Genomic DNA, 26,922 nt, shown 5'->3' with positions numbered 1-26,922 from the left:
ACGACGGCCGGTCTGTCGGCGTCCAGGTCCGATTACAGAGTCAGGTACGGCTGCAAAGGCACACGCACCGATCTCGACCTACCTACGGCGAATGCCCCCAACTCCTCGGTGATCCAGATCCTTGACATTGCGGTGACGGTGTCGCTGGGTCATCTGGTACTCGACGTGCGGAGCCGATGAGAGCGTTTCTGTTCATCGAAACTCTGCGATCACCAGGTTTTCTGGAATGACGCGAGACCCGCTGAGTGGAAGAGATCACGGTTCGGTGCCATCCGCCACGCTTGAAGAATTCTGTGCGGCTATCCGTGCACGCCAGAAGCTTGCGGCATCCTGGCCGTGCTGCATTGCGACGAACTCGTCGGTCCTGATCGCCAGAGCTGCGGCGGGTAGTGTGCCTTCGACGAAAGACTCGAGCCCACGGTTGAGTGCGCTGCCGCTTAGGAAGTCGGCATACTCACGGACGGACTGCACCACCGCGAAGCTCGCGGGGTTTCCGTGGACCAACGCGTTGCGAACGCGGCGGCGGCGCGCTTCGAGCACTTCGCCCTCGGCAGCGTATTCATGGATGAGCGTGCTATAGGTGGCGTGGTCGGCAACGCTCGTGAACATTCGCGCGATCCAGGCGCGCTCATGTTCAAGGCGGCACAGCGACAGGAAGTCATTGGCTCGATCGGCAAGAAGCAGAATCCACGGCTGCTTCGGTCGGCTTGAAAGCCATTCACGCGTGAGCTCGGTGAGCAGCTCATCGCGCCGACCGCCGCCGAGTAGGCACATGCCCGCTGCGCGCTGAAGATCCGTGAGCCATCGGGCATGCGGCCAGCGTTCTCCGAGCAGTGCGAAAAGAGCGTTCGGGTCCATGGCCGCGTGCGCAGCGATGTGCTGCACCACTCGGTCCGAGAGTGGGATTACGCTGCTGATGTCGGCTTCCGACGGTTTTCGCAGCGCCATATCGCGACTGAAAGGGTGATCGGCTGTCGTCTGCACTTCGATGGCCGCAGCCAGGAACCTGGGGAGTTCTGATCGGGCAAGTGCCTCGGCGATCCGCGGTCCGTGTTGTTCGATCGCGTCAGCGGTAATCCCAGCCCCGTAGTAGTCGTCGGGAAAACCAGTCTCACGCCAAACGGCCAAGATGCCAAAGGAGCCAGGTTTTCCTGAGCGAATGACGGCGTGCTGAGCCAGCCGCGGACGGATCCCGCCAGCGCTGTGGATCGACACATTGAGGATGGTGTCCACGATGTCGACGGCGCGCGAGACTGCACCAGCAGCTGTCCTGTTACCGAGGTCGACGCGCACAAGGATGTCGACGTCGGACTCCTCATCGACCATCTTCGCAACCTTGAATATTAGGCCGTCCCGGACCACCTCCGAGAGCTCCGCCTTGTGGGCGAAGTCCTGCCCGCCAGGGTCAGCGTTCGGAACGGCCCAGTGCGCGTCAAGGAAGGACACCCGCCCGGCAGAGAGGTGAAGATGAATACTTCCTTGGTAGCCCAACCAGACAACGATCGGTTCGACCTGGGCGGGTGTGCCGACGTAGGTGCGCGCGTTCGTCAGCCGCTGATCGAGGGGCACGTCCTTCTCGCCGATAGGAATATCGTTAGGGTCGCGGCCGAAGCCCACGATCGACACGAGATCGCGGAAGGTTGTCTCGGCGCTGAGACCCCGCCGCTGCAGCTGTTCGAACAGAAGCTCAGCGATAGGTCGATACTCTCGCCGCGCCAGGGTCCGATCCTGCGCGGTCGCCACCAGATCGTCCCAACTGGCGCGTACCGCATCGTCCGATTCGAGCTCTTCGAGAAGCTCGCGCGCAGTGGAGAGCAGGATTGTCCAGGCCGCGTCAGTACGAGTGCCGGGCGGCTGGGTGAGCACCGCCGAGGGGCTCGTGGAGAGCTGCAATAGGGCTGCTTGAAATGCGGCGAGCTTCCCTGCGATGTGATTGCTGAGGGTTGCGCCAACCGCGCCTACCGACTCGTCGAGGTCTAGCCGGAGAGAGGAGCGGTTAGCTGGCTTCCTCCACGCGTCGGTGCCGCTAGCAAGCTCGACCCACTCGGCGATCTCCTTGACGATGACCGTGAGCGGCAGAACGCTGCTGAGGCCGTGACGGCGGTCGAGCGAGGAGACGAGGGACTTCAGCCAATCGGGATCGGCATCGGACCAATGGTCGCTGACGTTATAATCGATCATCATGGGCGTTCCGATCACAGGGGTGTTGCGACGACGATGACACGGCTGTCGTAGCTGTGGTCGCCACGGTAGCCACCACCCCAAGTCGAGATCGAGTTTGACGCGCACTGATCTAGTGCCTCATCTTTGAACGTTGGCCGTGTAATCCGTCGGTTCGGAGGCTGTTTCGGGCAGGCTGTCCCTCTCGCTGTTGGTGTGGGAGGTGATGCCGGGTGGGACGACGCCCGGGGGTGTTCGTGCGGGCGCTGTCGATGGCCGAAGGCCAGCGGCTGCAGAAGATCACGCGGACCGCGAAGAACCCGGTCAAGCTGCGCCGGGCGATCGTCGTTCTGATGTCTGGCCAGGGCCAGCCGGCGCCCGACATCGCGTACCTGCTCAAGGCCACCGAGGACTACGTCCGCGACGTGATCCACGCGTTCAACGAGCGGGGGTTCGACGCGCTGGACCCAAAATGGAGAGGGGGCACACCGAACAAGATCAATGAGCAGACCCGCGACTGGATCTGCGTGATTGCCCGGTGTGACCCCCGCTTCCTCGGCCAGCCGTTCTCGACCTGGTCGCTGTCCAAGCTGCGTGACTACCTGATCGCCACCGGCCAGGTGGACACGATCAGCATCGAGACCGTCCGGCGGATCCTGCACGAACGCGGCGTCACCTGGCAGACGTCGAAGACGTGGAAGGCCAGCAACGACCCGGACTTCACCGCCAAGATGCGTCGGGTCCTCGACCTCTACGACCATCCACCGGCCGGCGGCCGGGTCATCTGCGTCGACGAGTTCGGGCCGCTGAACCTGCAGGCCCGGCCGGGCAAAGCCTGGAAACCGCAGGGCAGACCGGTCCGACTCCGGGCGACATACCACCGTGACCACGGTGTCCGGCACATGATCGCCAGCCTCGACCTGGCCACCGGAAGAATCCACTACCGGATCCGGGACCGGAAACGATCGAGCGAGTTCCTCGACTTCCTCAAGAGCCTGCGGCGCCGCTGGCCAGGGCAGACGCTGCATCTGGTCCTGGACAACTTCTCCCCGCACAAGCACCCCACCGTCCGGGCCTGGTGCCAGGCCAACGACGTTGAGCTGGTTTTCCTGCCGACCTACAGCTCCTGGCTGAACTGGATCGAAGCCGAGTTCGCCGCTTTGCGCTACTTCGCCCTCAACGGCACCGACCACCGCACCCACGCCGAGCAGGACGCCGCGATCGGTGACTACATCCGCTGGCGCAACCAGCGGGCCCGTCCGAAAACGGGATACGCGACCAAGTCCAAGATCCGCCACCCGGATTACCCGTTCAAGGCCGCATGACGAGGCACTAGCCGCGATCCGGGCGCCGACCGGCCCTGCTGGTACCCAGTGTGAGCAGCATGGGAGGCCGCTGCGTTCGCAGTCGCCGACGGTGCCGAAGCGGCAGACATCCCAGCCTGTGCTTCTGGCGTACCTGGCTGTGCACTGGAACTCGTACACCGACACCGGCCCGACAAACGCAAAAGGGACCGGTTTCATACTCAAGGCCCGAGGGTGGGCTGAGCGTCTACCCGCTCAGCCCACCCCGGACGCCGCCGATCTACCTCGTCGAGCTGGGCGTGGCCTCGGCGGCGCTGTCATGGACAGTCGCCGGGCCGATTCTGACGGTCTCGCGCGGCCGGCCCCACTCGGATGGCGCGAGCTGGTCTCCGGAGATCGCCGGAGCGCAGGCGTGACGGCCTGAGCCGCCACCCGGTGATCGCCCCGCTACTGCGACGATCGTCGGTGCGGTAGCGGGAGGCGGATCGTGGCAGGTCCGGGCACCACGAGCAGTGACGCTCCGTGTGGCATCTGGACCGCGAGCCCCATGGCGTCAGTCAGTGAGGAGGACGTGTTCTCGGGGCAGGCCGGGTATCGGGCCCAGACGTTCGCGCAGCTTCGCTCCACATGTGCCACCGATTGCCACCCTGGTTGCGTCCGGCTTGCAGCCCGCGCCCACCGAACAGCCCAGTGGTCTATAGAGGAGCGAGTGACGGCGTGTGGCCGGTGTAGGGTCGCCTGCACGAGTGGCGGCATTGTTCTATGGAGGCAGTGGTGGAACGTCGTGGCGGGGATCCTCGCGGGGTCGATCTGCGAACGGACCGGGCGCACGGCGCACGAATCTACGACTACATCCTGGGCGGCAAGGACAACTTCGCCGCCGACCGCGAGGCTGGCGAGAGTTCGTTGCGGATCTGGCCCGCGTTGCGGGTCCACATGGAGGCCAATCGGTCCTTCATGCACCGGGTGGCGCGTTTCCTGGCCGCCGAGTGCGGGATCCGGCAGTTCCTCGACATCGGCACCGGGCTGCCGACATCACCGAATCTCCACGAGATCGTGCAGTCGGTTGACCCGACCGCACGGGTGGTCTACACCGACAACGATCCGCTGGTGCTCGCGCACGCGCGTGCGCTGATGGTCGGGACAGTGCAGGGACGCACGGCCTACGTGGCGGCGGACATGCGCGACCCCCAGACGATCATCACCGCGCCGGAGTTCCGGCAGACCCTCGACCCGAGCCAGCCGGTCGGGTTACTGCTGATCGCGATCGTGCACTTCATCGAGGACGACGCGGAAGCACTGCGGGTCGTACGGCAGGTCCTGGACGTGCTGCCGGCGGGCAGCTACCTGGCGATGTCCATCGCGACCGACGAGTTCGACCCGGTCCCGCTGGCCGAGGTCCAGCGGCAGTACAACAGGCTCGGTGAGACCCTCGTCTTCCGCGACCGTGCCACGGCGCTCGGGTTCTTCGACGGTTTGGAGTTGGTGGAGCCAGGGCTGGTCCAGGTCCACAAGTGGCGTCCGGACGGGGCCGAGACTCCAGGTGTCGAAGACAAGGACATCGCCATGTACGGGGCGGTCGCGCGTAAGGCCTGAATCTGGTCGTGAGTGGGGTCTCCGAACGTCCGCCGTCGGACTCGGAGCGGGCGAGGTGATCTGGGCATGCGGAGCAAGCTGTGCTCGCGGCGCGACCGTCAGAATCACCGGTCGTCGGACCGGTCGCTGTTCTCGCCGGGTGGGTCAACCTCGATGAATCCGAAGAGTCGTTCGATCACCTGGAGGGCCTGGGTGGAGTAGCGGTCGGCGAATCCTCGGCAGATGGCGGGCTTGACACCTGCATCCCGATGGTAGGGAAGGGTGTCGTGGCATACGACGAACGACTCGTTCTGCCGCGCCTCGGCCACCAGATCGCGGAGGCGGCCTTCGGTCAGGTGCATCGGGTTGCCGGGGCGGAAGATGCACGTGGGGCACTGCCGGGACAGCAGTCGGGACTTGCGTAGCACCGGGTCGCCGACGCTGAGGTCGCAGCCCTCGTCCGGTGGGGTGTCGTCTCCATCAGGTGCGGTCCGCCCGAGCACGGTGTCGCCCGGAGTTGAGGGCAGCCCACCGTCGGCGGCCCTCTGATCCAGCCAGCGGAGGATCTGGTCGATGTGCTCGCGTTGCAGGCCGGTGACGCTGTTGACGGGGACCAGCAGGGTGGTGCTACCGCGGGCGGTGCGTTCGGTGGCCTCGACGTGGTCCCGGCCGCCGAATTCGTCGTCGAGCACGGCTACGGGCCGGTCCCCGATGGTGCGGTACAGGGCGGCGAGTTTGAGTTGGCGGCCGAAGCGCACGCCGCCCGGCCCGGTGTCGATGACGGGCAGGTCGGTGGGGAGGCCGAGGCGGGGTGCGATCCAGGTGGCGGCGATGGTGCCCCAGCTGGTGCACCAGACGAGGTCGGTGTGGCGGGCGAGTTCGGTGAGCCACAGGCCGTGGTCGGGGTGCAGCCACACCTCGCCGCGGATATGCCGGCCGGTGGGGTCGGGGCCGTCGTAGTGGTGTCGCTGGTAGCCGAGGTGGCGGGCGGTGGGTGGGTGGTCGGGGTTGAGGACGCCGTCGACGTCGATGGCGACCACCGGCCGCGCCTGGTCGGCTGCGATGCGCGTCGAGTTCATCGGGCCTCGATTCCGGCGGCTCGGTCCGTCGGCAGGACCGCCCGCTGGATGTGGGGTTTCGACGGTGAAGGGTGCCACATCGCAGTGACCTGTCGGTCGGTGAAGAAGCCGACGAGGTTGTCGCGGTTGCGGAAATCCACATCGGGAAGGGTCGTGGTGCTGTCAGGCATGCTGCTCTCCGTTCCGAGGCGTGCGAGGGGAATTTGCGGCGGACCAGGTGGGCCGGCGGGGATCGGCTCCCGACCACACGTCGGAAGCCGATCCCCGCCGGGTTCAGGCCCTGTTCAGGGCGTCGATGGCGGCGTGGCCGATGAGGTTGACGCAGGTGGTGGGGTCGTCGACGGTGATGGTGGTGGTGTGCTCGTACGTGCGGGCCGGCCAGCTTTTGTTGGCGGGTGCGAGCCACAGCACGGCGCAGCCGGTGTGATGAAGCCGGGTGATGGTGGCCTGGCTTTCGTCGGGGTTGACGTAGTGGCCGTCTGAGACGACGACGAGCAGCCGCGCGGTGCCGGGGGTGGACAGGTGCAGGAGGCGGTCGGCTTCGGCGCAGGCTTCGACGAACCGTTCGGTGCCGGCGTCGGCGCGCATGTCACGGACGGTGGTGGGTCGGCGCCCGGGTGGGATGAGCACGGTGACGCGGTCGCCGTAGGCGAGGGTCGCGGTGGTGGCTCCGGCGCGGGTGGCGGCTTGGGCGACGATCCACGCCGCCGAGGACATGGGTTTCGCGAACGCGGTCATCGAGCCGGAGGCGTCGATGAGGATGCCGACGGTCAGTTCGGGGTCGGGGACCGGGCGGCGTACGGTGCGCTGCCACGGCTGGGCGGTGGGGATGGCGCCGCTGGCGCGTTGGGCGGCGAGGGTGACCGCGGCGCGGGTGCGCAGCCGTCCGGGCGGTGTGCTGCTGGGTTCTCGGGTGCGGGTGGGCTCGCGGTGCCGGGCGCGGCGCAGCAGGGCGGTGAGCCGATTGGCGGCGTGGCGTTCGGCGTCGCCGGGGGCGCGTTCGGCCCAGGTGATCGGCACGTCGGTGTCGATGCGGATGCCGGGCACGTCGGTCCGGGGTCCGCCGCGTCCGGGTTCCGGCGTGTCGGCCGGGTTGTGCAGGATGACGTCGAGGGCGGCAGCGATGGCCGCCGCGATCGTGTTGGTGACCGCGTCGTCGGCGGGTAGGTCCGGGCTGGTGGTGGGGTCGATGCCCAGCAGGCGGCACCAGCGTTCGCCGAGGTCGATCATCCGCGTGGTGTCGGTGTCGCCGACGGTCTGGGCTTCCCGCCAGATGCCGCGCAGTCCTTTGAGTAGCTTGCCGCCGAGGATCTTCGTGATCATGCGTCTCGGTGTGCGGACGTCGGCGGGGTAGAGGATCTTCGCGTCGACGCGGGCGAGGAGCAGTCCGGCGGCGTAGGCGGCGCTCCAGAGGGTGTCGGTGGGGGTGTCGGCGGGGTCGATGATGTGGGTGATGGCGCGGCGTAGCCACCGCCGGTCGCGGGGTCGGGTGTCGCGGTAGCGGCTTTCGACGCGTGATTCCTCGAGCAGGAGCGCGGCTTCCCGGACAACCGGGGGCACGCCGGGCGGCGGGTTCCATGTGGAGTGGATGACGTGGGCGCATTCGTGCAGCAGGACCCCGTAGGCGACGGGGACCTTCGACCGGTGGGCGGGGCGGCGGGGGTCGGCGATGCTCGGGTCGGCGATGAGGTCGGCGTCGATGTGGATCTGTGCGGTGGCGGGGTAGCTGAAGCCGGGTGGGCCGCCGTCAGCCGGGATGACGGTGACGGTGGCGTCGGCTCGGCTGGTGATCTGGGCGGCCTGCTTCGTCCAGGCCGCCGACCACCGACTCCAGGTCGATGCAGCCGGGACCAGTGCCGTAATGGCGGGGCTGGAGGTGCTCAGGTGCGCGGAAACGCTGGTCATGGTCGGGTCGACCTCACTTCTGCTTGCCGAGGGTGAGCGGGGTGACGGGGGTGCCGCGGTAGGCCCGTTGGAGGGCCTCGACGACCGCTTGGCGGTCGGCTTCGGGGGCGACGGCGGCGAGGTTCGCCACGGCGGCGGGCAGTCCGAGGCTGGCGGCGACGCGCTTGAATGCCAGCAGCTCGCGCAGTTGCGGAGCCCAGTCGATCTCGTGCTTGCGCATCCGGGCATTGAGCGCGACCGCGGCGTCGATGGCACCGGTGGGTACGCCGAGGGAGCGGGCGAGGTCGAAGTCGGTGGTGACCTCGACGTGCACCGAGAACCGGGAGGCGAGGGCTTCGGTGAGGATGGCCCCGTGCACACCGGGGTTGTGGCCGGCGCAGACGAAGAACCCGTCGGTGGCGGTGACGATTTCGTTGTGGTGGGCGGCGATGGTGATGGTGGCGCGGCCGTCCATCGCCGGGTAGAGGGCGGCCAGGACGCGGGGTGGGATGAGGGTGGCGTCGTCGATGAACAGGGCGCGTCCCTGACGCATGGCCGTGACGAGGGGCCCGTAGGAGAACTCGAAGCCGCCGTCGGGCAGCGGCACGTAGTTGCCGACGAGGTCCTCGACGGTGGTGTCGCCGTGGCCGGCGACGGTGATCGCATCGGTGTAGGCGGCCTCGATGAGGCTGGTCTTTCCGGTGCCGGGCGGGCCGTAGAGCAGGACCGGAATGCTGTCGCGGCGCAGCCGGCGCAGCACCTCGACGTCGGTGCTCTCGCCAAGGCGGCGGGGCAGGTACCAGACGCCGTTGGGGCGCAGGACCGCTCCGGGACGCGGCGGAACCGGGCCCGTCGGGGCAGGCGCCGGGGTGGCGGGCGCTGCGGGCGTGGGGGCGGTGGTCGAGGGGGCGCGGCTGGCGCCGGCTCCGGCGGTGAACGCGTCGATGCCCTCGGCGGTGATCGTGTACCGGCGCGGCGACCCTGTGGACATCGTCGCCCAGCCGCGGTCGGCGAGGCGGTTCAGCGCGGAGCCGATCGCCCCGGACGACCGGCCGGGCAGGTGCTTGCCCACGTCGCCGATGGAGAAGGCGCGGTGCGGTTCGGCCGCGAGCAGGGCCAGGACGGGTCCGAACATGGGTCGGGGCTTGGCCTTGGCCGTGGCGGGTCGAGCGGGCGAGGTCACCGGGCACCTCCGACGATGGTCGCGGTCGGCGTGCAACGGATACCCGCGCTGTCGGAGGTGATCAAGTCGTGTCCGCGCAGCGCAGGCGCGGGCCTTGGGCTGGCCAGAGGCAGGCGGATCAAGATACGGGTCAGAGGGGACATAGGGGTTGCTCCTTGGCGGATGAAGCCGCCGCGCGCCCCTTCCCGGGGCGCGCGGCGGCAGGGTGGGCCACAGCGGGCGGGAAGAGCGCAGGTAGCCGTTCTCGGCTACGTGGAGCGGGTGTTCAGGTCGGGCGTCTGCCGTAGGCCGGCCCAGAGACCGGGCGCCGGGCGGCCTACGGCGGGCTGGTGGCCGCTACGCCGACGTGCGGCGGTGGGCCCAGTAGCGGTCGTGGTGGTCGATGATCGCGGTGGCTATCGGGTTGGTGAGGCGCGTCAGGCGCAGCGCCAGCCACACCGTGGGGCGGCCGGCATCGACGACGACGCTGAACATGCCGGGGAACCCGCCGGTGAGGGCCTCGAAGAACTGCCGCTCGACGGAGTCCGTCGACGAGGTGGTGTCCCAGGCCGTGTACCGGTGCAGGTCGATGTAGAGGGGGCCGGCGGTGCGCAGCGTCGAGGTGAACTCGTCGGCGAACGCGATCAGCGGATGGCCGGGAACCTCGCTGCTGCGCCACCGCTTCCTGAGGCCGACGTGATCCGGCAGGCGCCACCAGAGGGCGGGCATGACGTCACCCTCGCCGGGGACGTAGTCGTCATCGATCACCGCCGTGCCACCTCCCCACCCCCGTCGACGAGCCACGGTTCGGGTGGCCTGGTCGCCGGGCTGGCCCGGGGGCCGTCGGCTGCCTCCTCGGCGGGTCCGGTGGGCTCGCGCTGGTCGTACCAGGGCTTCCTCACGTGTTGCTCCCTCTCGTGAACAGAAAGGCCCTCAGGCCGGTCGGCCGAGGGCGAGGGGTCGGATGCCCGCCGCGTCGGGCGGGTGACAGGGCTACCCGGTGGTGTCGATGCCGTCGCCGAGCAGGGCCGCGCAGGAGGCAGCGACGCCGTCCTGCACGGCGGTGGTGAAGCCGTCGCGGGCGGCGTCGATCGCGGCGGCCTGCTCGGCGTCGGACAGGTCGTCCCAGTCGGGTGCGTCGTCGGGTGCCTGGCTGCGGTACCGGTCGGCGTCGTAGCCGGCGAGGTCGAAGGCGGGCAACCCGTCCAGGACGGCGGGGTCGCCGGCGTCGATACCGGCCAACACAGCGCGGGCGGCAGCCGTGACGTCGCCCCGGTCGCGCCCGCCGACGGTGTACTGCGCCCACCAGGCGGCGGCCTGCTCACCGTTCTGCTCGCCCGCCGCGTGCAGCGCCTCCAGCACCCGCGGCCACCGATGGTCCACGGCCGGGGGCGGCGGCGTGGACTCCTGGCTGCGCTCGGGCCGCGTGTAGGGCCACGCCGGGGTGGCCGGGTCGATCCAGTCAGCGGCGAGGAGCACCCCGTCGCGCCGGTACCGGCTCGACACGACCCGCTCGTTGGATCCCGCCTCGCGCAGCCAGGCGGCCAGCTCGCCGCGGATCCCCCGGGCGGAGACGGCGTAGCGGGTGCGCGCCTGGCGTGCCTGCCGCCGCGCGGCCTCCACCGCCGATCCGCTGAAGACGTGGTGCGCCTGGATGAACCGGTCGTGGTCGGCCCGGGTGATCCAGCCCGAGTCGCCACGGGTGAGCAGGCGTCGTAGCGCCTCGCCGTAGAAGTCGTCTCCGCCGAGGGCCGCCTCGCCGTCGCCGTGGATCATCGTGGCCTGGATCTCCTGGAACCGGCGGCCGAGCGTGGACCAGTTCGTGTCCTCGCCGTCCGCAGGGCCGGTGTGTGATCGCGTGGAGTCACTCATCTGTTGTTTCTTCCTCTCAGGAATGTGCTGGTGGGGCGGGCCTGGTTACTGGCCCGCCCCAACGGTGCGCGATGTCGAATCCTGTGGAGATGTTTTGCCCCGGGTAGGGGCGGCCTTGGGAATCACCTCGGCGCTACGACACGCAGCGCCGTAGCACCCCCGCTGCAGTTAGGTGATCGCGATCAGGGCGGGCACCGGGTGCCACGTGTCGCCCAGCCACACCTGCCAGCCGGCGCAGCACGAGCCGGTGTCGAAGGTCATGAGGTAGACGGCGAGGCCGGCCCACTTGGCGGGTTGGTCGAACTGGTCGAGGCCGGTGAGAGACTCGAGGGCGACGATGGTGCCGCAGAAGTCGCCGTCGGCGTCGACCGTCCGGGCCAGGATCCCGTTCGCCGGCAGCGTCGCGATCTGGGTGGCCAGCTCGTACTCCGCGACCAGACGGTCCAGCACCGTCTCCGTGTCAGTCGGCTGGCGCTGGAATCGGCAACCGGCGACGAAGTCGCGCAGGTCGCCTGCGCTGAACCTGACCGGGTCGTGGTGCCGAAGCCGGGTCTGTCCCTCGCCGAGGTAGTTGTCGATCACGCCGACCGGTGCGCCGTCGAGGCAGAGCGTGGCGGTGAACACCCCGTCGTGGGTGGTGCTCTCGGTGAGGCTGGTGACGGCGAGCCGGTGGTGGGGCACGTGCAGCCGGCTGTGCACGAGCGGGATCCGGGCCGGCTGCGCCGACGCCGCGGGAGGGGTGCCGGCGACGCGGTCGCAGTCAGCCGGATCGACCGCCTGCCACTCCCACCGCCAGCCGCAGATCACGTAGCGGCCCTCGGCGTCCGGGCAGATCCGGGACAGCCCTTCGGCGTTGCCGTGGACGCCCCGCTCGTCCAGGACGATGTCGTCGCCGTCGAAACGCATCGGCGCGTACGCCAGGTCCAGCTCGGCGTCGAGGTCGGGCCCTCGCAGGCCTGCGGCGCGCAGTCGCTGCCGGGTCTCGTCGCGGAGGCGTTCCTGTTCGGCGACGATCTCCTCGGCGATGTCACGGTCGCACGAGAACACCGCGTAGCGGCCGTTGCGTCCGCGCTGGGCGTCGAGGCGGCCGACGAAACCGGTGCGGTGGCGGTTCCGGCCGTGGTGTTCGTAGGCGCTCCACTCCCCGGCGAAGACCCCGACGTCGCCGATCATGATGTGGGCGGCGGCAAGGTGGTCACCCCCTGCGGTATGGAGTTCGGGCGCGCTGGGGCAGCCCGGCGCGGGGTTGTTCTGATCAGGCACGGCTTCTCCTTCTTCGGGCCGCTCGGGGTCGAGCGGGGATCGGGGATGGTGACGGGCCGCTCAGGCGGGCGGCGTGCCGAGCGGGGCGCCCTGCGCGGCCATGAACGGCACGGGGTCGACCGCGCCCTCCGGGCTCGGGTCGCCGTGGTGGTGCACCTCGTAGTGCAGGTGCGGGCCGGAACTGTGGCCGGTGGAGCCGACGACGCCGATCGGCTGGCCGACAGCGACCTGTTGCCCGACCGTCACCATCGGCGGCTGGTCCATGTGGCAGTAGCGGGTGAGCAGGCCGGCGGCGTGGTCGATGTCGACGTACCAGCCGCAACCCCTGGTCAGGTCGGGGTCACCGTCGCGGTCGCAGCCCCACTCCGCGCCCGTGCTGGCGTAGACCGCGTTGCAGCGCACGGTGCGGACCGTGCCGGCGGACGCCGCGCGGATGAGGGTGCCGCGTGGTGCGCTGAGGTCGACGCCGTCGTGGCCGGGGCGGCCCGAGGTGCGGAACCCGGATCCGACCGGGGCGAGCACGGGCTGGGTCCACGGGCCGACGGCCCCGCACCCGGCCAGGCCACCAGCGGGTAGGTCGGTGGCGTCGGCGATCGCGGTGACGAGGTCGGTGGCCGGGACCTCCCACTTGGCGTAGGCATCGGGGTAGGCGCTGATCTGCACGGCCTGGGCGGCGGCGGTGAGCGGCATCGTCTGCCAGCCGCTGACCGTGACCAGCTTGCCGAAGAACTTCTCCGCCGCGTAGACGGGATCCTGGAGCTGGGCAGGGGTTCCCCAGCCCTGGCTGGGACGCTGCTGGAACAGCCCGACCGAGTCCCGGTCACCGCCGGACAGGTTGCGCAGGGTGCTCTCCTGCATCGCGGTGGCGACCGCGATCACCCACCCTCTGGCCGGTACGGCGAGGCGGGCGCCGGTGGTGACGATCGCGGCGGCGTTGCCGACCTGGTCGCTGTCCCAGACACCGATCGCCGTCCACCCCGTCGGCGGCACGGATGGGGACGTCGACGGCGGGGCGGCGGAGGACGCGGCTACAGGGATGCATCCGGCGGCGGCGTTGCCGCCGAGGACGATTCCGCCGAGGCCTCCGGCGCAGAGAACGAACACGGCGGCGAGCGCCACGGCCAGCGACACCAGGGATCGGAGTCTCATCCTGGCCTGCGGCAGCCGGCAGTGAGGTGGCGGGTCCGGCGCGGTCGCACCCGGATGGCGCGGGCAGACGCGGATTCCGGTGGGCCGATACCGAGCGCGGGGCGGGGCGGGGCGGGTGGTTCCTGGGCGCCGGTGTCGCGGCGCGGGGTGCCGGCCCGGATGTCCCGTGATCGCGGGATGAGGGCCGAGGGGCGACCGTCGCCGTGGACGTGGCGGGTGATCGTCGGCTGGACGGGGTCGGGGTCGGCGGTGCCGGCGTGCGAGGTGGTTCCCACGGGTGGTGTCTCCTTGATCGGTTAGGCAGCGCGGGATGTGGGCACACCAGCGACCGCGCGGCCCGCGACGGGGCCGCGCGGTCGCTGGTGTGCGGGTAGGCGCGGAGGGCTGGTTCAGCGGGCGAGGACGGCGACTTTCTCGCCGTGCAGCAGCGGTGCTCCGTCGGGTCCCTTGATGTGGGCGTGGATCCAGATCCGGTACGCCTGCCCGTGTCGGTCGATGAGGCGGCGCCAGTGGCCGCGGACGACGAACCTCACCCGGTAGTGCCATCTGGCGGGTCCGTCGCAGGGTTCGGCCACGGCGGAGGTGCGCCGCAGCATCACCACGCGGGTGTCGTGGACGATCGATGCGCGTGCGGCGCGGCGGCGGGCGGCCCGGTCCAACGGCGCCGGGGCGGCGACCGCGATGGGCTGGGCTTGGATGCGCCAGAACGCGTAGGCGATCGCCGCGCACACGTGCGTGCGGGCGGTGGCGTCGGTGATGACGTACCGGCCGTCGGGTGCGGTTTCCCAGTCCCGGTCGGGTTCCTCGACGTCCGGTGGGTCGACGGCGGGTACGGGTTGCGCGATGGGGAGCACGTTGACGTCGGTGAGCACGTACGGGCCGAGCCGTGACAGCAGGGTGGGGTCCTGCCGGGCGTAGGCCTGGATGCGGGTGGCGTGGGGGTCGTCGGGGTCGTCGCGGTGGGCCCAGCCGCAGATCAGCCAGGACCGCCCACGGGGGGAGGCGATGGTGGTCCAGGTGATCGCGGCGATGCCGCTGACCCGGCCGGCCAGGGTGCGGTGGTAGATGGGTTCGGGAAGGAAGAGCACGCCGCCGTCGGTGGGGGCAGCGTCGGCGGTGAGCAGGTCGCCGGTGAGATCGAGGGCTTCGGCTCCCGCGGCGACGACGGCGGTCATGGCGGGAGCGATCACGAACGCCTCACCGTGGGCCCACACCATGCTGTTCGCCCGGTCGAGCACGTCGACGAGCTTGTGGTTCGGGTCGGCCGCGTCATCGCCGTCTGTCGGGAAGAGCGCCGCCCAGCGGGTCTCGACGAAGGCCCGGTGGTACTCGTGGCCGGCGGTGCTGGCGCAGTACTCGTGCATGCGGGTCTTCATCGCGACGGCGGCTCGCGCGTAGCCGGGGAGAGTGGTCTCGGTGCGCAGGGTCATGCTGTTCTCCTGATCGGGTGGCTTGGCCGTGGGCTGTCTGCGTCCCAGGGCCGGGAACTACGCGGCGTAAGCGGCGGTGAGCGCGGCGCCGGGAACTCGGCGCGGTAGTCGCTGCGGGATCCGCGACCGCAGGTGCGTGGCGGTCGCGGCGAGTCCGGCGGTGAACCAGCCGACGAAACCGCCGACGTCGCGTGCACGCCGCTGCGGCGCGTGTTCGCGGCTGCTGACCGCCGGCCGCGGCAGGGGCGCCGGCTGGGGCGCGGCGGCTCGGGCGGTCCGCATCGCCCGTTGTGCCTGTTTGGCGGCCGTGCACGGGCCGGGCCTCTGGTCGGCGCACTGCAGGTTGACGCACCGGTCGTCGGGCCCGGGTTGGTGGGCGGTGAGGACGTCGACGGCCAGCCGCCACAGCAGCCGGTCGGTGACATCGCTGGGCAACAGGGCTCGGTGGGACGGACGGATTCGGCTCCGGTCGGACATGGCGGGCGACCTTCCTTCAGGTTCCGGACAGGGGACAGCGTCCGACCGAGGTCGGCGGTGTCGTGCCTGATGAACGGCTCGGACGATGACCGGTACGATCGACGCTCATCTCTGCATGAAGGTCAAGTCGTCTCGCGTGGGACCGAGGCCGGTCGCGTTGATCTCTGGTGTGCTTCACGAGGTCGGGGTGGGCCGGCTGGCCGCCTCGACGAGGCGCGTCAGCCCGGGGCGGGTGGCCGGGGCGTCGTCGTGGCCGAGGGGTTCGTCGATGCAGACCACGGGACGCGGCTCATCCCGCTGCCTGGTGATCTGGTAGCCGCGGCGGTCGGCGTCGACGGCGTCGATCCGGCGGACCTCGTGGATCTCGTCGGGGGCGACGAGCACGTCCTCGTAGCGGACGGCCCAGGCCAGCAGTCGGATTCCGGGGGTGGGATCGGCGAGCAGGTCGGCGATGAGGCCGATGTCGACGCAGGCCGCCAGGGCGGGCCGGCCGACCGGCCGGTCAGCGCGCAGCGCGGCGGCGAGGTCCGGCAGGAAGTCCGCGAGACCGGCCCGGTAGCGGCCCAGGCGGGTGTCGTTGAGCGGGAGGTGGGCGACGCGCATCTGGCGTCGCGTGCCGCTGGCTGCTGACGGGGCGGGCCGGTCCTGGACGAGCAGCAGCAAAGGTGGTTGGCCCCAGCCGAGGAGGTCGGCGTTGGCCTCGACGTCCAGGAGGCACCCGGTGAGGGTGTGGACGGCGTTGAAGGACATCACGGTGGTCGGCTCCTTGACGTGCGTGAGCCCCGCAGGCCAGTTGGCCTGCGGGGCTCCAGGGGGTTGCAGAGGGCTTGTCGGCGGGGCGGGTTACCGCAGGTCGCGGTAGCGGGTGCCGCCGTCCGGGGTCGGGTCGTGGCCGGGGTCGTGGGCGTGGGCACTGCCGCGGGTGTGTTTGGCCAGGTACATGGCCTGGTCGGCGGCGTGGAGGAGGTCGCGGGGCAGCATGTGCGGCTCGGCGGCGGCGTAGCCGACGCTGGCGGTGATCGCGATCTGCTGGCCTTCGATGTTGTACGGGCTGTCCGAGACGCGCCGGTGAGCGGCCTGGGCGGCGGTCTCGACGTCGTCGTGGTCGCCGTGGATGACGAGGGCGAACTCGTCGCCGGACAGGTGGACAGCCAGGGCCACCGGTGGCCCGATGGTGACCAGACGCTGGCCGACCTCGTACAGCAGGTCGTTGCCGGCCTCGTGGCCGTGGGTGTCGTTGACCTGTTTGAACCGGTCGAGGTCGATCAGGACGAGCCCGAGCGGTTCCCCGAGCGAGAACATGGCCTCGAGCAGGTTTCGCAGGGCTCGCCGGTTCGGCAGGTCACTGGTGTCGCTGTGGGTGGCCAGGTGATGCCAGTAGGACCGGTCCCGATCGCGGTCGGCCAGGGCCCGTCGCTGGTGGTGGATGATTCGCCGCTGCCGCATGAGCAGGGCCGCTGCGGCGGCGAGGCCGGCGAGGACACCGCCGGCCGCCGTCAGGTAGAAGTACAGGTGAGACACTCGGCATCGCTCCTTGGATCTGAAGGAGCACCGGGGTGGGCGTGAGCCGCCAAGTTCGACGCCCACCCCGGGCTACCACGGGTGTGGGATCAGTCGTCGGTCTTCGCGGCGAGTTGGAAGGCCGCCGGCCTCTCGACCACCTGGACGGCCACGCCGTCGGCGACGAGCTTGTGCACGGCGTTGACGACCGCGCCCGCGCTGGCCTTCGCCGTGCCGCTGCCCTCGTTGGCCGCGTCGATGGCCTTGCAGAGCTGACTGGTCCGCAGCGGCTGGCCGGGGTGGGCTTCCAACACATCGCGGATGGCCCCGCGCAGGGTGCCCTTGGACCGGCGGGGCTTCCCGCCGGTCGGCGCGTTCGCGGCATCTTCTGGGCCGTTGGCCATGACGGAGTCGTCGCTACCCGCCGGGTCGGGGTCCTGACCGGAATCCGCCTGGCCATGGGTCTCGGCGGCTCCGTCCTCGGCTCGAGCCGAGGTGGCGTCGCCGTCGATCTCGGTCGTGGCCTGTTCGCTGCGGCTGTCGTCCGGCCGAGGTGGCGCATCGTGCGTTGACGGGTGATCCTGGCCGGCTTGCGGTGTCGGCGATGGCACACCGTCGGGCAGGTCGCCGGTGGGCTCGCCTTCCGGCCCTGTCGCCACCGTGGTGCCAGTGTCCTGCTCCGGTGCGGGGGACTCGTCCAGGTTGTCAGGTTCTGGGTCAATGGCGGTCGTGGTGGCCTGCGGCGGGTCGTCGCTGTCGCCGCTGGCTGTCGCGTTGGCCGGCTGCCGCCAGAGCGTGCGCCCGTCGTCGGCGCGGAACGCCTCGGCCTGGCCGGCTTCCTCCAGCAGGCGCAGGCGTTTGGTGGCCGTGGAGTAGCCCACCCCGGCCTGCTGGGCGATCGCGGCCGCGGTGTCCTGGCCGAGTTCGGCCAGAGCGGCGGCGATCCGGTCGAGCGCGCTGGGCGTGCCGGTCTGCTCCGGTTCGCTGTCCATCGTGTCCTCCTCGTTGGTCGTTGGTCGGTCCGTGGTGGTGTGGCGTGCACTGATGCACGCTTCGACGGCGCCCCGTGATCAAGTGCGGTGACCGGATCTCGGGACGCCGTCGACGCTTGCGGTGGGCCTTCATGCCTGCGCGGGTGGTCCGTGGGGTTACGGCTGGCCGAAGATGCGGTCGCAGCGGCGGGGGTCGACGGGCCGCCAGGGCAGGCCCCAGCCGATGCGGTAGCGCCCGCCGGTGGGATGGGCGAGGTGGACGCCACCGCCGAGGGATGCCGGCCGGGCGATGGTGAGGATGCGGCCGTCGAAGTCGACGGTGCGCCAGTCCCCGCCTACGTAGTTGGCCATCGCGGCGAACGTCTGGGCCAGGGCCGTCACGGCTTCGCGGTCGAGGGTGAACTCGCAGGCGCCGTTCCACCAGCCGAGCACGGTGGCCCGGTAGCCCTCGTGGTAGCGGTGGAAGCCGGGGACCGGCTCGTAGCGCAGCCACCGGCCGGAGAACACGGCCGTGCTGCCCCGGGCCGGCTCGTAGTCAGCAGTGGGCATTGGCCACCGCCCTCGGCCACCGGGCCGGGTCGAAGCAGCGGCGGCCCATCAGTGGTTCCGCCGGGTCGCGGGGGTGAGGATGGCCTGCCAGGCGGCGTAGGCGATGACGGCCGCGGGGCGGGCGGTGCTCGTGGTGTCCAGGGGCACCGGCTGGCCGTCGACGGCCAGGGCGTAGCCGGGTTCGCGCCACAGGTCGTCCCACAGCACCGAGACCGCGACCGTGTGGCCGGCGATGGAGAAGCACCCGTACAGCAGGTGCGGGGCGAAGGTGCCCGGGTGCCGGCGCAGCAGGTACTCGGCGTGGTCGAAGGGCTGGCCGACGCAGGTGGCGACGTCGGTCGCGATCTCCCGATACCAGGTGACGACTATGGACTCGCCGATGGTCGCGGTCGCGGGGATGGTGTGGAACTCGCCTGCCGGTCGCGGCAGCGCATCGATAGCGCGCATGTCTCTCGGTCTCCTCGGCGGTGAAGGTCAGTGGGCGGCGCGGTAGGCGGCGCGGACCGTGTGGGGAATCGGTCCGTGGCTGCGGTGCGGTGGCAGCCCCAACTGCCGCTCTTGGGCGGCCCAGAAGTCGCGGACCTCGGCGGCGGCGCGGCGGCTGTCGTGGACGCCGCTGCTGCGGGTCGCGGCGCGTTTCGGCAGCCGGCGGCCGGCCGCGATGTACGGGGCGAGCGCCTCGCGTAGCCGCGCCAGGTTGTGCGGGGCGAGGTCGATCTCGTAGACGACGCCGTCGAGGGCGAAGCGGTAGGTGCCGACGTTGTCCGTGCTGTGGTCCATGTCGTCGGTGACGACGACGGTCATCGTGGTTGCCATCAGGGGTTTCCTTTCATCGGGTACGGCGAAGGCCCAGACGCCGGGCATGGCGCCGGGGCGACGGTGAGGTGGGGGTAGGCAAGGGTGAGGTGGTGCCGGAAGCGGGGTCGCGTTGCCCGCGTTCGTGGCGGTTCAGTCCCAGTGGCCGCCGATGACGACCGCGAGGTGGACGCCCTGCGTGGGCGCGCCGGCGGGTGGTTTCTGCGGGCCGTAGGCGCAGTGGCAGTCGCTCTGGCGGCACTGCTCGGTGAGGTCCGCCAGTTCGACGTAGGAGATGGGGACAGGTTCGCCGAGGTCGATCAGCACGGGTTGGTCCAGTGCGGGTTCGTCGCGGTGGCGGCGGATGATGTCGTTCAGCCGCTCGACGAGTTGTTCGGCGTTGGGTGAGATGAAAACCACGGCGGGGCCTTTCAGACAAGGCGCCCGGGCACGGCCACATGGCCGTGCCCGGGCGCGTGTTCGGCCGGGCATCGGCCGGAGCTGGCGTGCTGTGGGATGTCGGGAACGGACCAAGGTCCGCGCGTCGCGCCCTGGTCATCGCGGGAGCACCGCTCCTGAAGCTGGTGCCGCCTGTTGCGGGGTTGACCTACTCGGGGTCAAGGATGGCGACGGCCCGCTGGAAGAGCCGCTCGGCGAGGTTCTCCAGCGGTGTCGGGCTGGTGCTGCGGTACGGCGTGGCGGAATGCCAGGCCGAGGGGGATTCGTCCGCGAGCACGGTCCAGGTCATGGCAGGGGTGAGTACCTCGACGAGGGCGTGGCTCTGACGCGGGTAGGGGTCGCGGTGGATCCGGACCCGCAGTCGGTGACCGCTGCCGGTGCGGCGGATCTCGGTGAGGTCGTAGCCTCCCCCGCGTTCGCCGAAGCTCCGGTCCACCACCGTCAAGCCGTGAGGGGTCGTGCCGGCATCGTCGGCGGGTGTGCTGCCGCCGGTCACCGCTGCTCCGCTTGCTGTTCGGGGCCAGCGGCGGTGTGGGAGACGGCGGCGAGGTGACCCGCGGCGAAGCGCAGGGCAACGACGGCGTCGGTGAGTGATGCCCGGATCACGGCGGCGTCAGCGTCGTCGAGGCCGTCGCTCTCGCTGCCGCGTGGGCTGTCGGCGAGGTGCCGCAGCCCGCCCATGAGGGTGTGGGTGAGGTAGGTCAGGGAGGTGGCGAGATCGGCGAGGTCGTGCGGGCTGGGGATAGCGGCGGACCGGGCCGGGCCGAGGCAACTCGCCAGGTAGCTGGCGGCGGTTCCGAGGATCCGCGCGGCGGTGCGGGTCAGCTCCGGGTTGAAGCCGGCCTCGTCGCCAAAGGCAGATCCGACGAGTTCACCCAGATTCTCGGGAGACAGTTCCTGCGGCACCTGCGCTACGGCCGGGCTCGCGCTGTTCCCGCCGGGTCGCTGCTCGTCAGTTCGCGTTCCGGATGTTGCTGCGGTCAGGGTGGCGAGCGTACGGATGCGGGACCAGGCCACGCCGGTCGCCTGCGCTGACTGGGCGGACCAATCGGCGGCGTCGTGCAGCCACACGTGGATGTCGGCGGCGGCGTCGATGGCCTCGTCGCTGTCGTCGAGACCGGTGAACTGGGTCTGCCGGGCCTGGTCGAGCAGGTAGGACCCGGTCTGTGCGTGCACCCGGGCGAGGAGCCGGTTGGTGCGGTGCAGGTATCCGAGCAGGGAGGCGACGTCGGCGGCGGTGGGCAGGGACAGCAGCGCGCTGAAGGGCCCGGTGGCCAAGTGCAGCCACCGGTTCAGGTGCTCGGCGGCGGCGATGGCGCTGCCCAGTCGGGCGGGGGTGGAGGGGCCGTTGAGGGCGAACAGGTCGGTCATCGTGTTGATCCAGGCGCTGGTTGCGCTGTCGATCGGCAGCTGGTCCTCGACGAAGACCGCCGGGGAGAGGTTGCCGTCCGCGTCTGGGCAGATGGGCCGGTTGTCCGCGAGGTGCCACCACGTGCCGCCGCTGCGGTAGGCGCTGGTCCAGTTCTCGGCGGGCTGGTCTACCACCGGCTCGTGGCAGACAGGGCAGATCGGGAGTTGGATCATGGTGTGTTGTCTTTTCAGTCAGGGTGATATCGGCGACCAGGACCTGGTCGCCGTCGTCTTCGGTGGGGGTGACCGGCGGCAGGTGACCGGCGCTCGCGGGTGTCGCTGCCGGTGGTGGCCGTGGAAGAGGGAAAGGGCGGCCGTGTCGCCGGCCGGTGGCGCAATGGGTGCCCCTGCCTGGGGCGGCTGGCGGATCACACGTCAGGCGAAGCGCCTGAGGTACGAGGACTGGAGCCTGATGTCCGAGGCACCGAACCTGGATCGGCGGGTTGCGGCCGAGGTACCCGGCGAACACCGCCCATAGGAATTACCCGCTGGTCCGGGACCTTTGGCGATCGCGGTAGCCCGCTGGATATGCGGTGGTGGCGGGGCCGACCGGGCAGCAGCGCGCATCCTTCGGGTACAGGGATGGCGGCTGCTGGCCCGATCGGTTCCGCAGGGTGTCAGTGCGAGGCGCGAAAGCGCCCGCGGCCGACACCGGCAATGACGGTGCCGTCGACGTAGTCGACGACGAAGGTGCTCCAGCCGGCGTCGACGCCGGACTGGATGAGGTGCACCAGGTCGCTCTCCGGCCCGCGTAGCGGGATGTCGCCGAGACGACCCGGGTACAGCCGTCGGTAGCGCCTGCCGGTGAGCTCGCCGGCTAGCACCGGTGTCTCCTGCCAGCCCAGAAGGCTGCAGGTGACGGGCCGCAGGCTGTGGTTCAAGCCCACGGAAGTGCTGGTGCCGGACAGGTAGATCTGGTGGAACTCGTCGTGCATCACACTGAGCGCCGGTAGCGCCGGGTGTGGTGGTGCCTCGCGGTTGGCCGTGCTCCGGCGCTGGGCGCGCAGGCAGGCCTCGGCGAGTTGCTCGACCTCGTCGAGCAGGAACATGACGCGGCCCATGGATGTGTCCTTCCTGTCTCGGCCGACGTCAGAGCGCGACGGCGAGGAGCCGCTGATCGGGGTCGATACCGGCGAGCAGGCGGTGGGCCTGTTCGAGGTAGGTCACCCGGTCGGCCATGGCGTCGCTGGCCGGGGCCAGCTTGGCTCCCTCGATGGTGATCAGCGCGTCGGCCGCGACCGCGGTGAGCGCGCTGTGGTGCTGGTAGGCCATGGAGCCGGCCTGGTACATCTCCAGTTCGCGGAGGGCGATCTGCCCAGTGCCGTAGGTGGCGGCGTTGTGCATCCGGATCGCGTTGACCCGGGGCTGATGGTGGAAGTCCGCCGCTGCCGTGTCGTAGGGGTACTTGGTCGGGTCCGCCAGGTGGCGGGTCTCGTAGACGTGCCACGGGGTGGCCGGCCTGGTGCCGTGCACGACCTGGCTGAACAGTTGGTGGCGGATGGCCGCTCCCACGCTGGCGGCGTGGCGCATTCCATCCAGGTCGAGCAGTCGTACCGGTCCACCGGCGCAGTAGGCCGGACGGCCCTTGCGCAGTCCGAACATCTGGCCGCGCTGCCACAGAAACATGGCGCTGGCCCAGAACCGGGGCGACAGGGTGCCTTGCACACCGAAGTTGCGGTCGAGCTGGTGTGCGGTCAGGGACTCACGGGGAAGGTCGTCCGGAACGCAGACGATCATGGTGCTGACTGTCGGCGTCGACGTGGCAGCCGGCGGGGTGGCCTTGCGGGCCGGGTTCTTGGCCATGGCAGATCCTCCTGGGGTGTGGGCGCGTCAGGGCGCGCGGAGATGACCGGCCCACCGGGTACGTGGGTCGGTCGAAGGGGAGAGGTGTGGTGCGGGGTGGTGCGGTGCGACCTGGGGTCGCCGCGCGGCGCGGCGCCGACCGGCCCTGGGGCGGGTGGGCGTGGCGCACCGGTGGGTGCGGCGGTGGTTCCGAGGTGGGACCGAACCGGGGTGAAGATATATGTGGGTGCTGTTGGTGCCGTGAAAAGTAGCGGCCTGTTCTGTCAGGCCGCTGCGGCGACGCGGCCGCCGAAGAACGGGGTTGACCTGCACTGTGAGACGCTCCGGCCCCGCGCTGGGCCGTCGTCGGCACCGACGCTGTGAGACTTCGGGCCTCTCACCAAAAATCTTGGTCGGTGACAGACGCAGCGAGTAGTCGACCTGCACCGCCGAGCGGTCGGCGCCGCTGACCTGCGGTGTGAGTCCTACAGGTCGTCGAAGCGCTGCGGGTTGGTGACGGTGTCGGGTCCGTGGTCGCAGGGCAGTTCGTGCAGGTACCGGCGGTGGGTGGGGTCCGAGACGAGGGTCCACACCCGGCCGGCCGGGTCGGGGCCGTGCACGGCGGTCGCGATGGGGCTGGTGGTGCGCAGGCCGGCGAGCACGCCCAGGAGGCTGGTCTCGCGGCGTCGGCTGGGCACCCAGAACAGGACGGGGTAGCGGGGTCCGAAGGTGGTGAGGCGTTCGTAGCCGCGCAGCTTGGCCACGACCCGGGCGAGGTTCTCGGTGTCGTTGTCGTGCTCCAGGAAGAACCCGATCGCGGTCTCGCCGACGGTCCACACGCCGTGGCCGTCGGGGCGGATACCGGCCTGGGCGTAGACGGTGGTGGCGTGCTGCTCGGACCACCACCGCGACAGCCGGACGGTGTCGGAGCGGCGGGCGGTGGCGATCAGGTCGGTGAAGAACTGGTTGACCCCGAGCAGATGGTTGACCTGGCCGCTGCCGGCGATGCGCTTGGCGCGTTCCAGGGAGCTGCGCGGTGCCTTGCCGCCGGGGTTGTTCGGGTCGTGATAGCTGGTGGGGTGGAGTTGCAGGCCGACGGGCCCGAGGGTGTAGAGCAGCGACCCGTAGCGGCCGTGGGCGCCGCTGCGGCCGAAGCGGTGCAGCACGTCGAGGCGGTGCAGGATCGTGAGCCGCCGCTGCGCGGTGCGGCGGTTGTCGAAGAACGCGCTGGTGATCTGGTCGGTGGACAGCAGGTAGTGCTCGGCGAGCAGGGCCAGCAGGGCGTGGTCGCGGGGGACGATACGACCGAAGACCGCCAGTGGGTCGGGTTTGCTGGAGAGGGACGGAACACGGGAATACACGGTGTTTCTCCTGGGGAAAAGGGGTTCCCTCCCGATCGGGAGGGGTGTCTGGAACGGGAGAGGGCAGCGCGGAGGGTCTGTCAGGGGGTGTGTGCCGCACTGACAGCCCAGCTCAGGGGTGTGAGGCAGGTGCCGGGCGGTCACCGGTGGCGATCCCGGTGACGAGCCGGTTCGCGACCCGGTCGACGCCACCGCTGCCCCAGAGTGGTCAGGTGCGGTCGCTCTTCGGACGGTTCCGCCGATCGTCGGGTTTGCGGCTGAGCCGCTCGACCAGGTCGTCGACAGCGCTGGTGTCCTGCGCCGGTACCGCCGCGGCGGCGGCCTGGCGAATAGCGGTCGCCTCTCCGACGACCGGCTTCGGCGGCCGGGTCTTCATCGTGAACGCCGGGGTCTGCCGGCCGTCGACGACCAGCCGCGCGGCGGCGGTGTACGCGTCGAGGTGAGCGAGGTCGTGCTCGCCGAGCTCGGGCAGGGTGTGTCGGGACAGCACCTTCGCGTCCTCCGGCGCCACCGTGAAGTACACCTTGTTGCGGGCATTGGCGGACGCGGCGGCGAGCAGATCCCGGGGGAACTGGGCCAGATCCTGGTGGGCGAGCACGAGTGACAGCCGGTACTTGCGGGCTTCGGCGAGCATCGTGTCGAGGGAGTTGGCCAGGGTGAGGAAGTTCTGCGCCTCGTCGATGATCAGGGTCGCGTCGCGGCGGCGTTCGGATGCTGTGGCGGCGCGGGCGGTGGCGGCCTGCCACACCTGGGCGAGGATCAGGGAGCCGAGGAGCCGGCTGGTGTCCTCGCCGAGCACACCCTTGGGGATCCGGACGAGCAGCACCCCACCGTCGAGGACCTTGCCCATGTCGAAGCTCGACTTCGGATACCGCATGGTGCGTTTGACGAAGTCGCGCAGCAGGAACGATCGCAGCCGGGCCAGAACCGGTCCGATGACCTGCGATCGGAGGCTGTCGTTGAGGCCGTCGTACCACTGCCAGAAGCCGCTCAACCCGGCCGGGTCGTCCAGGTCCACCGTCATCGCCGACCGGAACTGGGGGCTGTTGAGCAGCGGAGGGATGTGCTGCAGGGTGACGTTGTTGTGGCGCAGCAGAGTCAGGCAGGCCACCCGCATGACGTCGTCCATCCGCGGCCCCCACGCCTTCTGGAAGATGGTCCCGAAGATCGACACGAGGTTGTCGACGACCAGGTCAGGGTCGTCGCCCTCAAGGGGGTTCAGCGTCGGCGGGTTGTCCTGGTCGGGGTCGAAGAGCACGACGCGGTCGGCGACAGTGGCCGGGAGCCGGTCGAGGATGTCCAGGACCAGGTCGCCGTGCGGGTCGATGACCACGGTGCCCCGGCCGGCCTTGATGTCGTCGAGGGCCATGTTGACCAGCAGGGTGGTCTTACCGGAGCCCGTCGAGCCGATCACATGCATGTGATACCTCGCATCCGCCACCGACAGCCCGACACCGTGGCCACCGATCTCCGCGTCGCCGAGCATCTTCACGCCACGCCCGCCGCCGGGAACGGCGACCGGTGCCGGCATGGACGCCGCCCGCGCCCGGTCCAGGCCGGGCACGGCGAGGTCCTGCGGCAGCGCCGCGAGGGCGGCGAGTTCGGGGGCGGAGGTGAGGAATCCGGGGCCGAGGCGGCGGGCGGCGAGGACGGCCACCGGTGCGGGCATCCGGGCCCGGTGGGTGAGCCGGTTGCGGCCGGTGTGGATGGCGAACGCGGAGGCGAGGGTGTCGGCGATGCCCCGCAACCTGCCGGCCGGGTCGGCGCCGGGCCGCTGATTGGTGGTGGCGACCGCGTACCGGATACCGGTCTGCCACAACGGGTGCGCCGTCTTGTCCAGGATGGCCCGCACATCCCGTTCCACGGTGGGATCCCGACGGGCGGCGGGCGTGGTGGTCCGGCCGCCCCCGCCGGTGCCGGGTAGGAACGCGTCGATCAGCCACAGCAGCGGCGCGGCCGGGTTGATCGCCGGTACGGCGGTCTTGCCGGCGCGTAGCCGTCCGGCGGCGCGGCGGGCTCGTGCCGCCCGCTGGGGGGTGGCCGGGCGGGCGAGGATCTGCACGCACGCGTACTCGCCGGGCTTGAGTTGCGCGCCGGCTGACATCAGCGCGCGCAGCGGGTCGGCGTCGTGATCGACGGCAAACGGCAGCCACTCCGCGAACACCGGCAGCAGATGCCCACCGGTGGCGGGGTACGCGTGCAGGGGGATCGGCGGGGGTGGGTTGGTGTCGGTGGTGGTGGCCGAGCTGGGCCACGCCGCCCGCACCGCCGCCTCGACCGCCCCTGGCGGCACGGTGCCGGGCACCCAGATCGAGATCAGCAACTGCCGGCCCGACCACGTGTACTGCCACACGACGTGCGAGGTGCCGTAGAGCAGACGCCGCCGCCGCGACGGGGTGAGGACGCCGGCGAGGTTCGCCCACAACGCGCCCGCGCTGCGCGGGTCGACCTCGGGCGGCGGTGCGATCGTCACGAGCCTGGCGCCGTGGGCGTGGTGGCGGTGCCGCCGGATCTCGACCAGGTTCCGGGCACCGACCCAGACGACCAGCAGCCCGGCGGCGACAGCCGCCAACCAGGGCCGCTGTATGGCCCACACGGCGGCGTCGACCAGGACGGCGCCGCCTCCGGTAGGAGGCGGAACGAGATCGGCACCCGGCCCGAACGTGGGGCTGGGCACCGGTGGCGGCGACAGGAGCACGGATCTCACGGCGTCCAGAGG

27 protein-coding genes are annotated in these 26,922 nt (G+C 70.7%); 2 read left to right on the top strand and 25 right to left on the bottom strand.

The window, feature by feature from the left end; all coding sequences use genetic code 11:
* Positions 1-255: 255 nt before the first annotated feature.
* Complete coding sequence (locus tag ACIG87_RS26465; RefSeq protein ID WP_396854098.1) at positions 256-2,184, bottom strand: hypothetical protein; 1,929 nt, start codon at positions 2,182-2,184, stop codon at positions 256-258.
* Positions 2,185-2,393: 209 nt separating this feature from the next.
* Between ACIG87_RS26465 and ACIG87_RS26460 the strand changes: the two genes are divergently transcribed.
* Together ACIG87_RS26460 and ACIG87_RS26455 are read left to right on the top strand one after the other, a co-directional pair.
* Positions 2,394-3,485, top strand: a complete 1,092-nt coding sequence (locus tag ACIG87_RS26460) for an IS630 family transposase (protein ID WP_396854097.1) — start codon at positions 2,394-2,396, stop codon at positions 3,483-3,485.
* 753 nt (positions 3,486-4,238) lie between these two features.
* Positions 4,239-5,060: an SAM-dependent methyltransferase gene (locus ACIG87_RS26455; RefSeq protein WP_396854095.1), complete on the top strand. Its 822-nt coding sequence runs from the start codon at positions 4,239-4,241 to the stop codon at positions 5,058-5,060.
* 104 nt (positions 5,061-5,164) lie between these two features.
* Here ACIG87_RS26455 and ACIG87_RS26450 read toward each other — a convergent pair whose 3' ends face one another.
* The 24 genes from ACIG87_RS26450 to ACIG87_RS26335 form a co-directional block, all read right to left on the bottom strand.
* Positions 5,165-6,118 carry an HAD domain-containing protein gene (locus tag ACIG87_RS26450; RefSeq protein WP_396854093.1) on the bottom strand — a complete coding sequence of 318 codons (954 nt, stop codon included), beginning with the start codon at positions 6,116-6,118 and terminating at the stop codon, positions 5,165-5,167.
* Complete coding sequence (locus ACIG87_RS26445) at positions 6,115-6,288, bottom strand: hypothetical protein (RefSeq protein ID WP_396854092.1); 174 nt, start codon at positions 6,286-6,288, stop codon at positions 6,115-6,117. The genes ACIG87_RS26450 and ACIG87_RS26445 overlap by 4 nt, the downstream gene beginning before the upstream one ends.
* A gap of 103 nt (positions 6,289-6,391) precedes the next feature.
* Positions 6,392-8,023: a VWA domain-containing protein gene (locus ACIG87_RS26440; protein WP_396854090.1), complete on the bottom strand. Its 1,632-nt coding sequence runs from the start codon at positions 8,021-8,023 to the stop codon at positions 6,392-6,394.
* A 13-nt stretch (positions 8,024-8,036) separates the two neighbouring features.
* Positions 8,037-9,137 (bottom strand): AAA family ATPase, encoded by a 1,101-nt coding sequence (locus tag ACIG87_RS26435; RefSeq protein WP_396854089.1) that lies wholly within the window; start codon positions 9,135-9,137, stop codon positions 8,037-8,039.
* A 384-nt stretch (positions 9,138-9,521) separates the two neighbouring features.
* The gene (locus ACIG87_RS26430) at positions 9,522-9,932 is read right to left on the bottom strand and encodes a hypothetical protein (RefSeq protein ID WP_396854088.1); all 411 of its coding nucleotides are present in this window, start codon (positions 9,930-9,932) and stop codon (positions 9,522-9,524) included.
* On the bottom strand, positions 9,929-10,066 hold the full coding sequence (locus tag ACIG87_RS26425) for a hypothetical protein (protein WP_396854086.1): 138 nt from the start codon (positions 10,064-10,066) through the stop codon (positions 9,929-9,931). Before ACIG87_RS26425 ends, ACIG87_RS26430 begins: the two co-directional genes overlap by 4 nt.
* A 91-nt stretch (positions 10,067-10,157) precedes the next feature.
* On the bottom strand, positions 10,158-11,036 hold the full coding sequence (locus ACIG87_RS26420) for a hypothetical protein (RefSeq protein ID WP_396854084.1): 879 nt from the start codon (positions 11,034-11,036) through the stop codon (positions 10,158-10,160).
* Positions 11,037-11,204: 168 nt separating this feature from the next.
* Positions 11,205-12,299: a hypothetical protein gene (locus ACIG87_RS26415; protein ID WP_396854082.1), complete on the bottom strand. Its 1,095-nt coding sequence runs from the start codon at positions 12,297-12,299 to the stop codon at positions 11,205-11,207.
* Between the two features lie 60 nt (positions 12,300-12,359).
* Entirely contained in the window at positions 12,360-13,448 is a 1,089-nt protein-coding gene (locus ACIG87_RS26410) for a M23 family metallopeptidase (RefSeq protein ID WP_396854080.1), read from the bottom strand.
* Positions 13,449-13,837: 389 nt separating this feature from the next.
* Positions 13,838-14,878 carry a hypothetical protein gene (locus ACIG87_RS26405; RefSeq protein ID WP_396854078.1) on the bottom strand — a complete coding sequence of 347 codons (1,041 nt, stop codon included), beginning with the start codon at positions 14,876-14,878 and terminating at the stop codon, positions 13,838-13,840.
* A 57-nt stretch (positions 14,879-14,935) separates the two neighbouring features.
* Positions 14,936-15,313, bottom strand: a complete 378-nt coding sequence (locus tag ACIG87_RS26400) for a hypothetical protein (protein WP_396854076.1) — start codon at positions 15,311-15,313, stop codon at positions 14,936-14,938.
* A 216-nt stretch (positions 15,314-15,529) separates the two neighbouring features.
* Positions 15,530-16,105, bottom strand: a complete 576-nt coding sequence (locus ACIG87_RS26395; protein WP_396854075.1) for a hypothetical protein — start codon at positions 16,103-16,105, stop codon at positions 15,530-15,532.
* A gap of 93 nt (positions 16,106-16,198) precedes the next feature.
* Entirely contained in the window at positions 16,199-16,876 is a 678-nt protein-coding gene (locus ACIG87_RS26390; protein ID WP_396854074.1) for a GGDEF domain-containing protein, read from the bottom strand.
* A gap of 89 nt (positions 16,877-16,965) precedes the next feature.
* Positions 16,966-17,847: a hypothetical protein gene (locus ACIG87_RS26385; protein WP_396854072.1), complete on the bottom strand. Its 882-nt coding sequence runs from the start codon at positions 17,845-17,847 to the stop codon at positions 16,966-16,968.
* A 156-nt stretch (positions 17,848-18,003) separates the two neighbouring features.
* Entirely contained in the window at positions 18,004-18,396 is a 393-nt protein-coding gene (locus ACIG87_RS26380; protein WP_396854071.1) for a hypothetical protein, read from the bottom strand.
* Positions 18,397-18,444: 48 nt separating this feature from the next.
* Complete coding sequence (locus ACIG87_RS26375) at positions 18,445-18,843, bottom strand: hypothetical protein (protein ID WP_396854069.1); 399 nt, start codon at positions 18,841-18,843, stop codon at positions 18,445-18,447.
* Positions 18,844-18,870: 27 nt separating this feature from the next.
* The gene (locus ACIG87_RS26370; RefSeq protein ID WP_396854068.1) at positions 18,871-19,212 is read right to left on the bottom strand and encodes an Lsr2 family protein; all 342 of its coding nucleotides are present in this window, start codon (positions 19,210-19,212) and stop codon (positions 18,871-18,873) included.
* Positions 19,213-19,344: 132 nt separating this feature from the next.
* Positions 19,345-19,611, bottom strand: a complete 267-nt coding sequence (locus tag ACIG87_RS26365) for a hypothetical protein (protein ID WP_396854067.1) — start codon at positions 19,609-19,611, stop codon at positions 19,345-19,347.
* Between the two features lie 187 nt (positions 19,612-19,798).
* Entirely contained in the window at positions 19,799-20,146 is a 348-nt protein-coding gene (locus ACIG87_RS26360) for a hypothetical protein (protein WP_396854065.1), read from the bottom strand.
* A complete protein-coding gene (locus tag ACIG87_RS26355; protein WP_396854064.1) occupies positions 20,143-21,234 on the bottom strand; it encodes a hypothetical protein in 1,092 nt (363 codons plus the stop codon). The genes ACIG87_RS26360 and ACIG87_RS26355 overlap by 4 nt, the downstream gene beginning before the upstream one ends.
* A gap of 443 nt (positions 21,235-21,677) precedes the next feature.
* A complete protein-coding gene (locus ACIG87_RS26350) occupies positions 21,678-22,109 on the bottom strand; it encodes a hypothetical protein (RefSeq protein ID WP_396854063.1) in 432 nt (143 codons plus the stop codon).
* A gap of 40 nt (positions 22,110-22,149) precedes the next feature.
* On the bottom strand, positions 22,150-22,863 hold the full coding sequence (locus tag ACIG87_RS26345) for a hypothetical protein (RefSeq protein WP_396854061.1): 714 nt from the start codon (positions 22,861-22,863) through the stop codon (positions 22,150-22,152).
* A gap of 464 nt (positions 22,864-23,327) precedes the next feature.
* On the bottom strand, positions 23,328-24,203 hold the full coding sequence (locus ACIG87_RS26340) for a replication-relaxation family protein (protein ID WP_396854060.1): 876 nt from the start codon (positions 24,201-24,203) through the stop codon (positions 23,328-23,330).
* Between the two features lie 208 nt (positions 24,204-24,411).
* Positions 24,412-26,910: a type IV secretion system DNA-binding domain-containing protein gene (locus tag ACIG87_RS26335; RefSeq protein ID WP_396854058.1), complete on the bottom strand. Its 2,499-nt coding sequence runs from the start codon at positions 26,908-26,910 to the stop codon at positions 24,412-24,414.
* Positions 26,911-26,922: the final 12 nt, after the last annotated feature.

The organism is Micromonospora sp. NPDC051925 (assembly GCF_044548625.1).
In the GTDB taxonomy this organism is placed as follows: domain Bacteria; phylum Actinomycetota; class Actinomycetes; order Mycobacteriales; family Micromonosporaceae; genus Micromonospora.
Note: the sequence above shows the minus strand (reverse complement) of the source record. Positions and strands in the feature narration are given on the sequence as shown.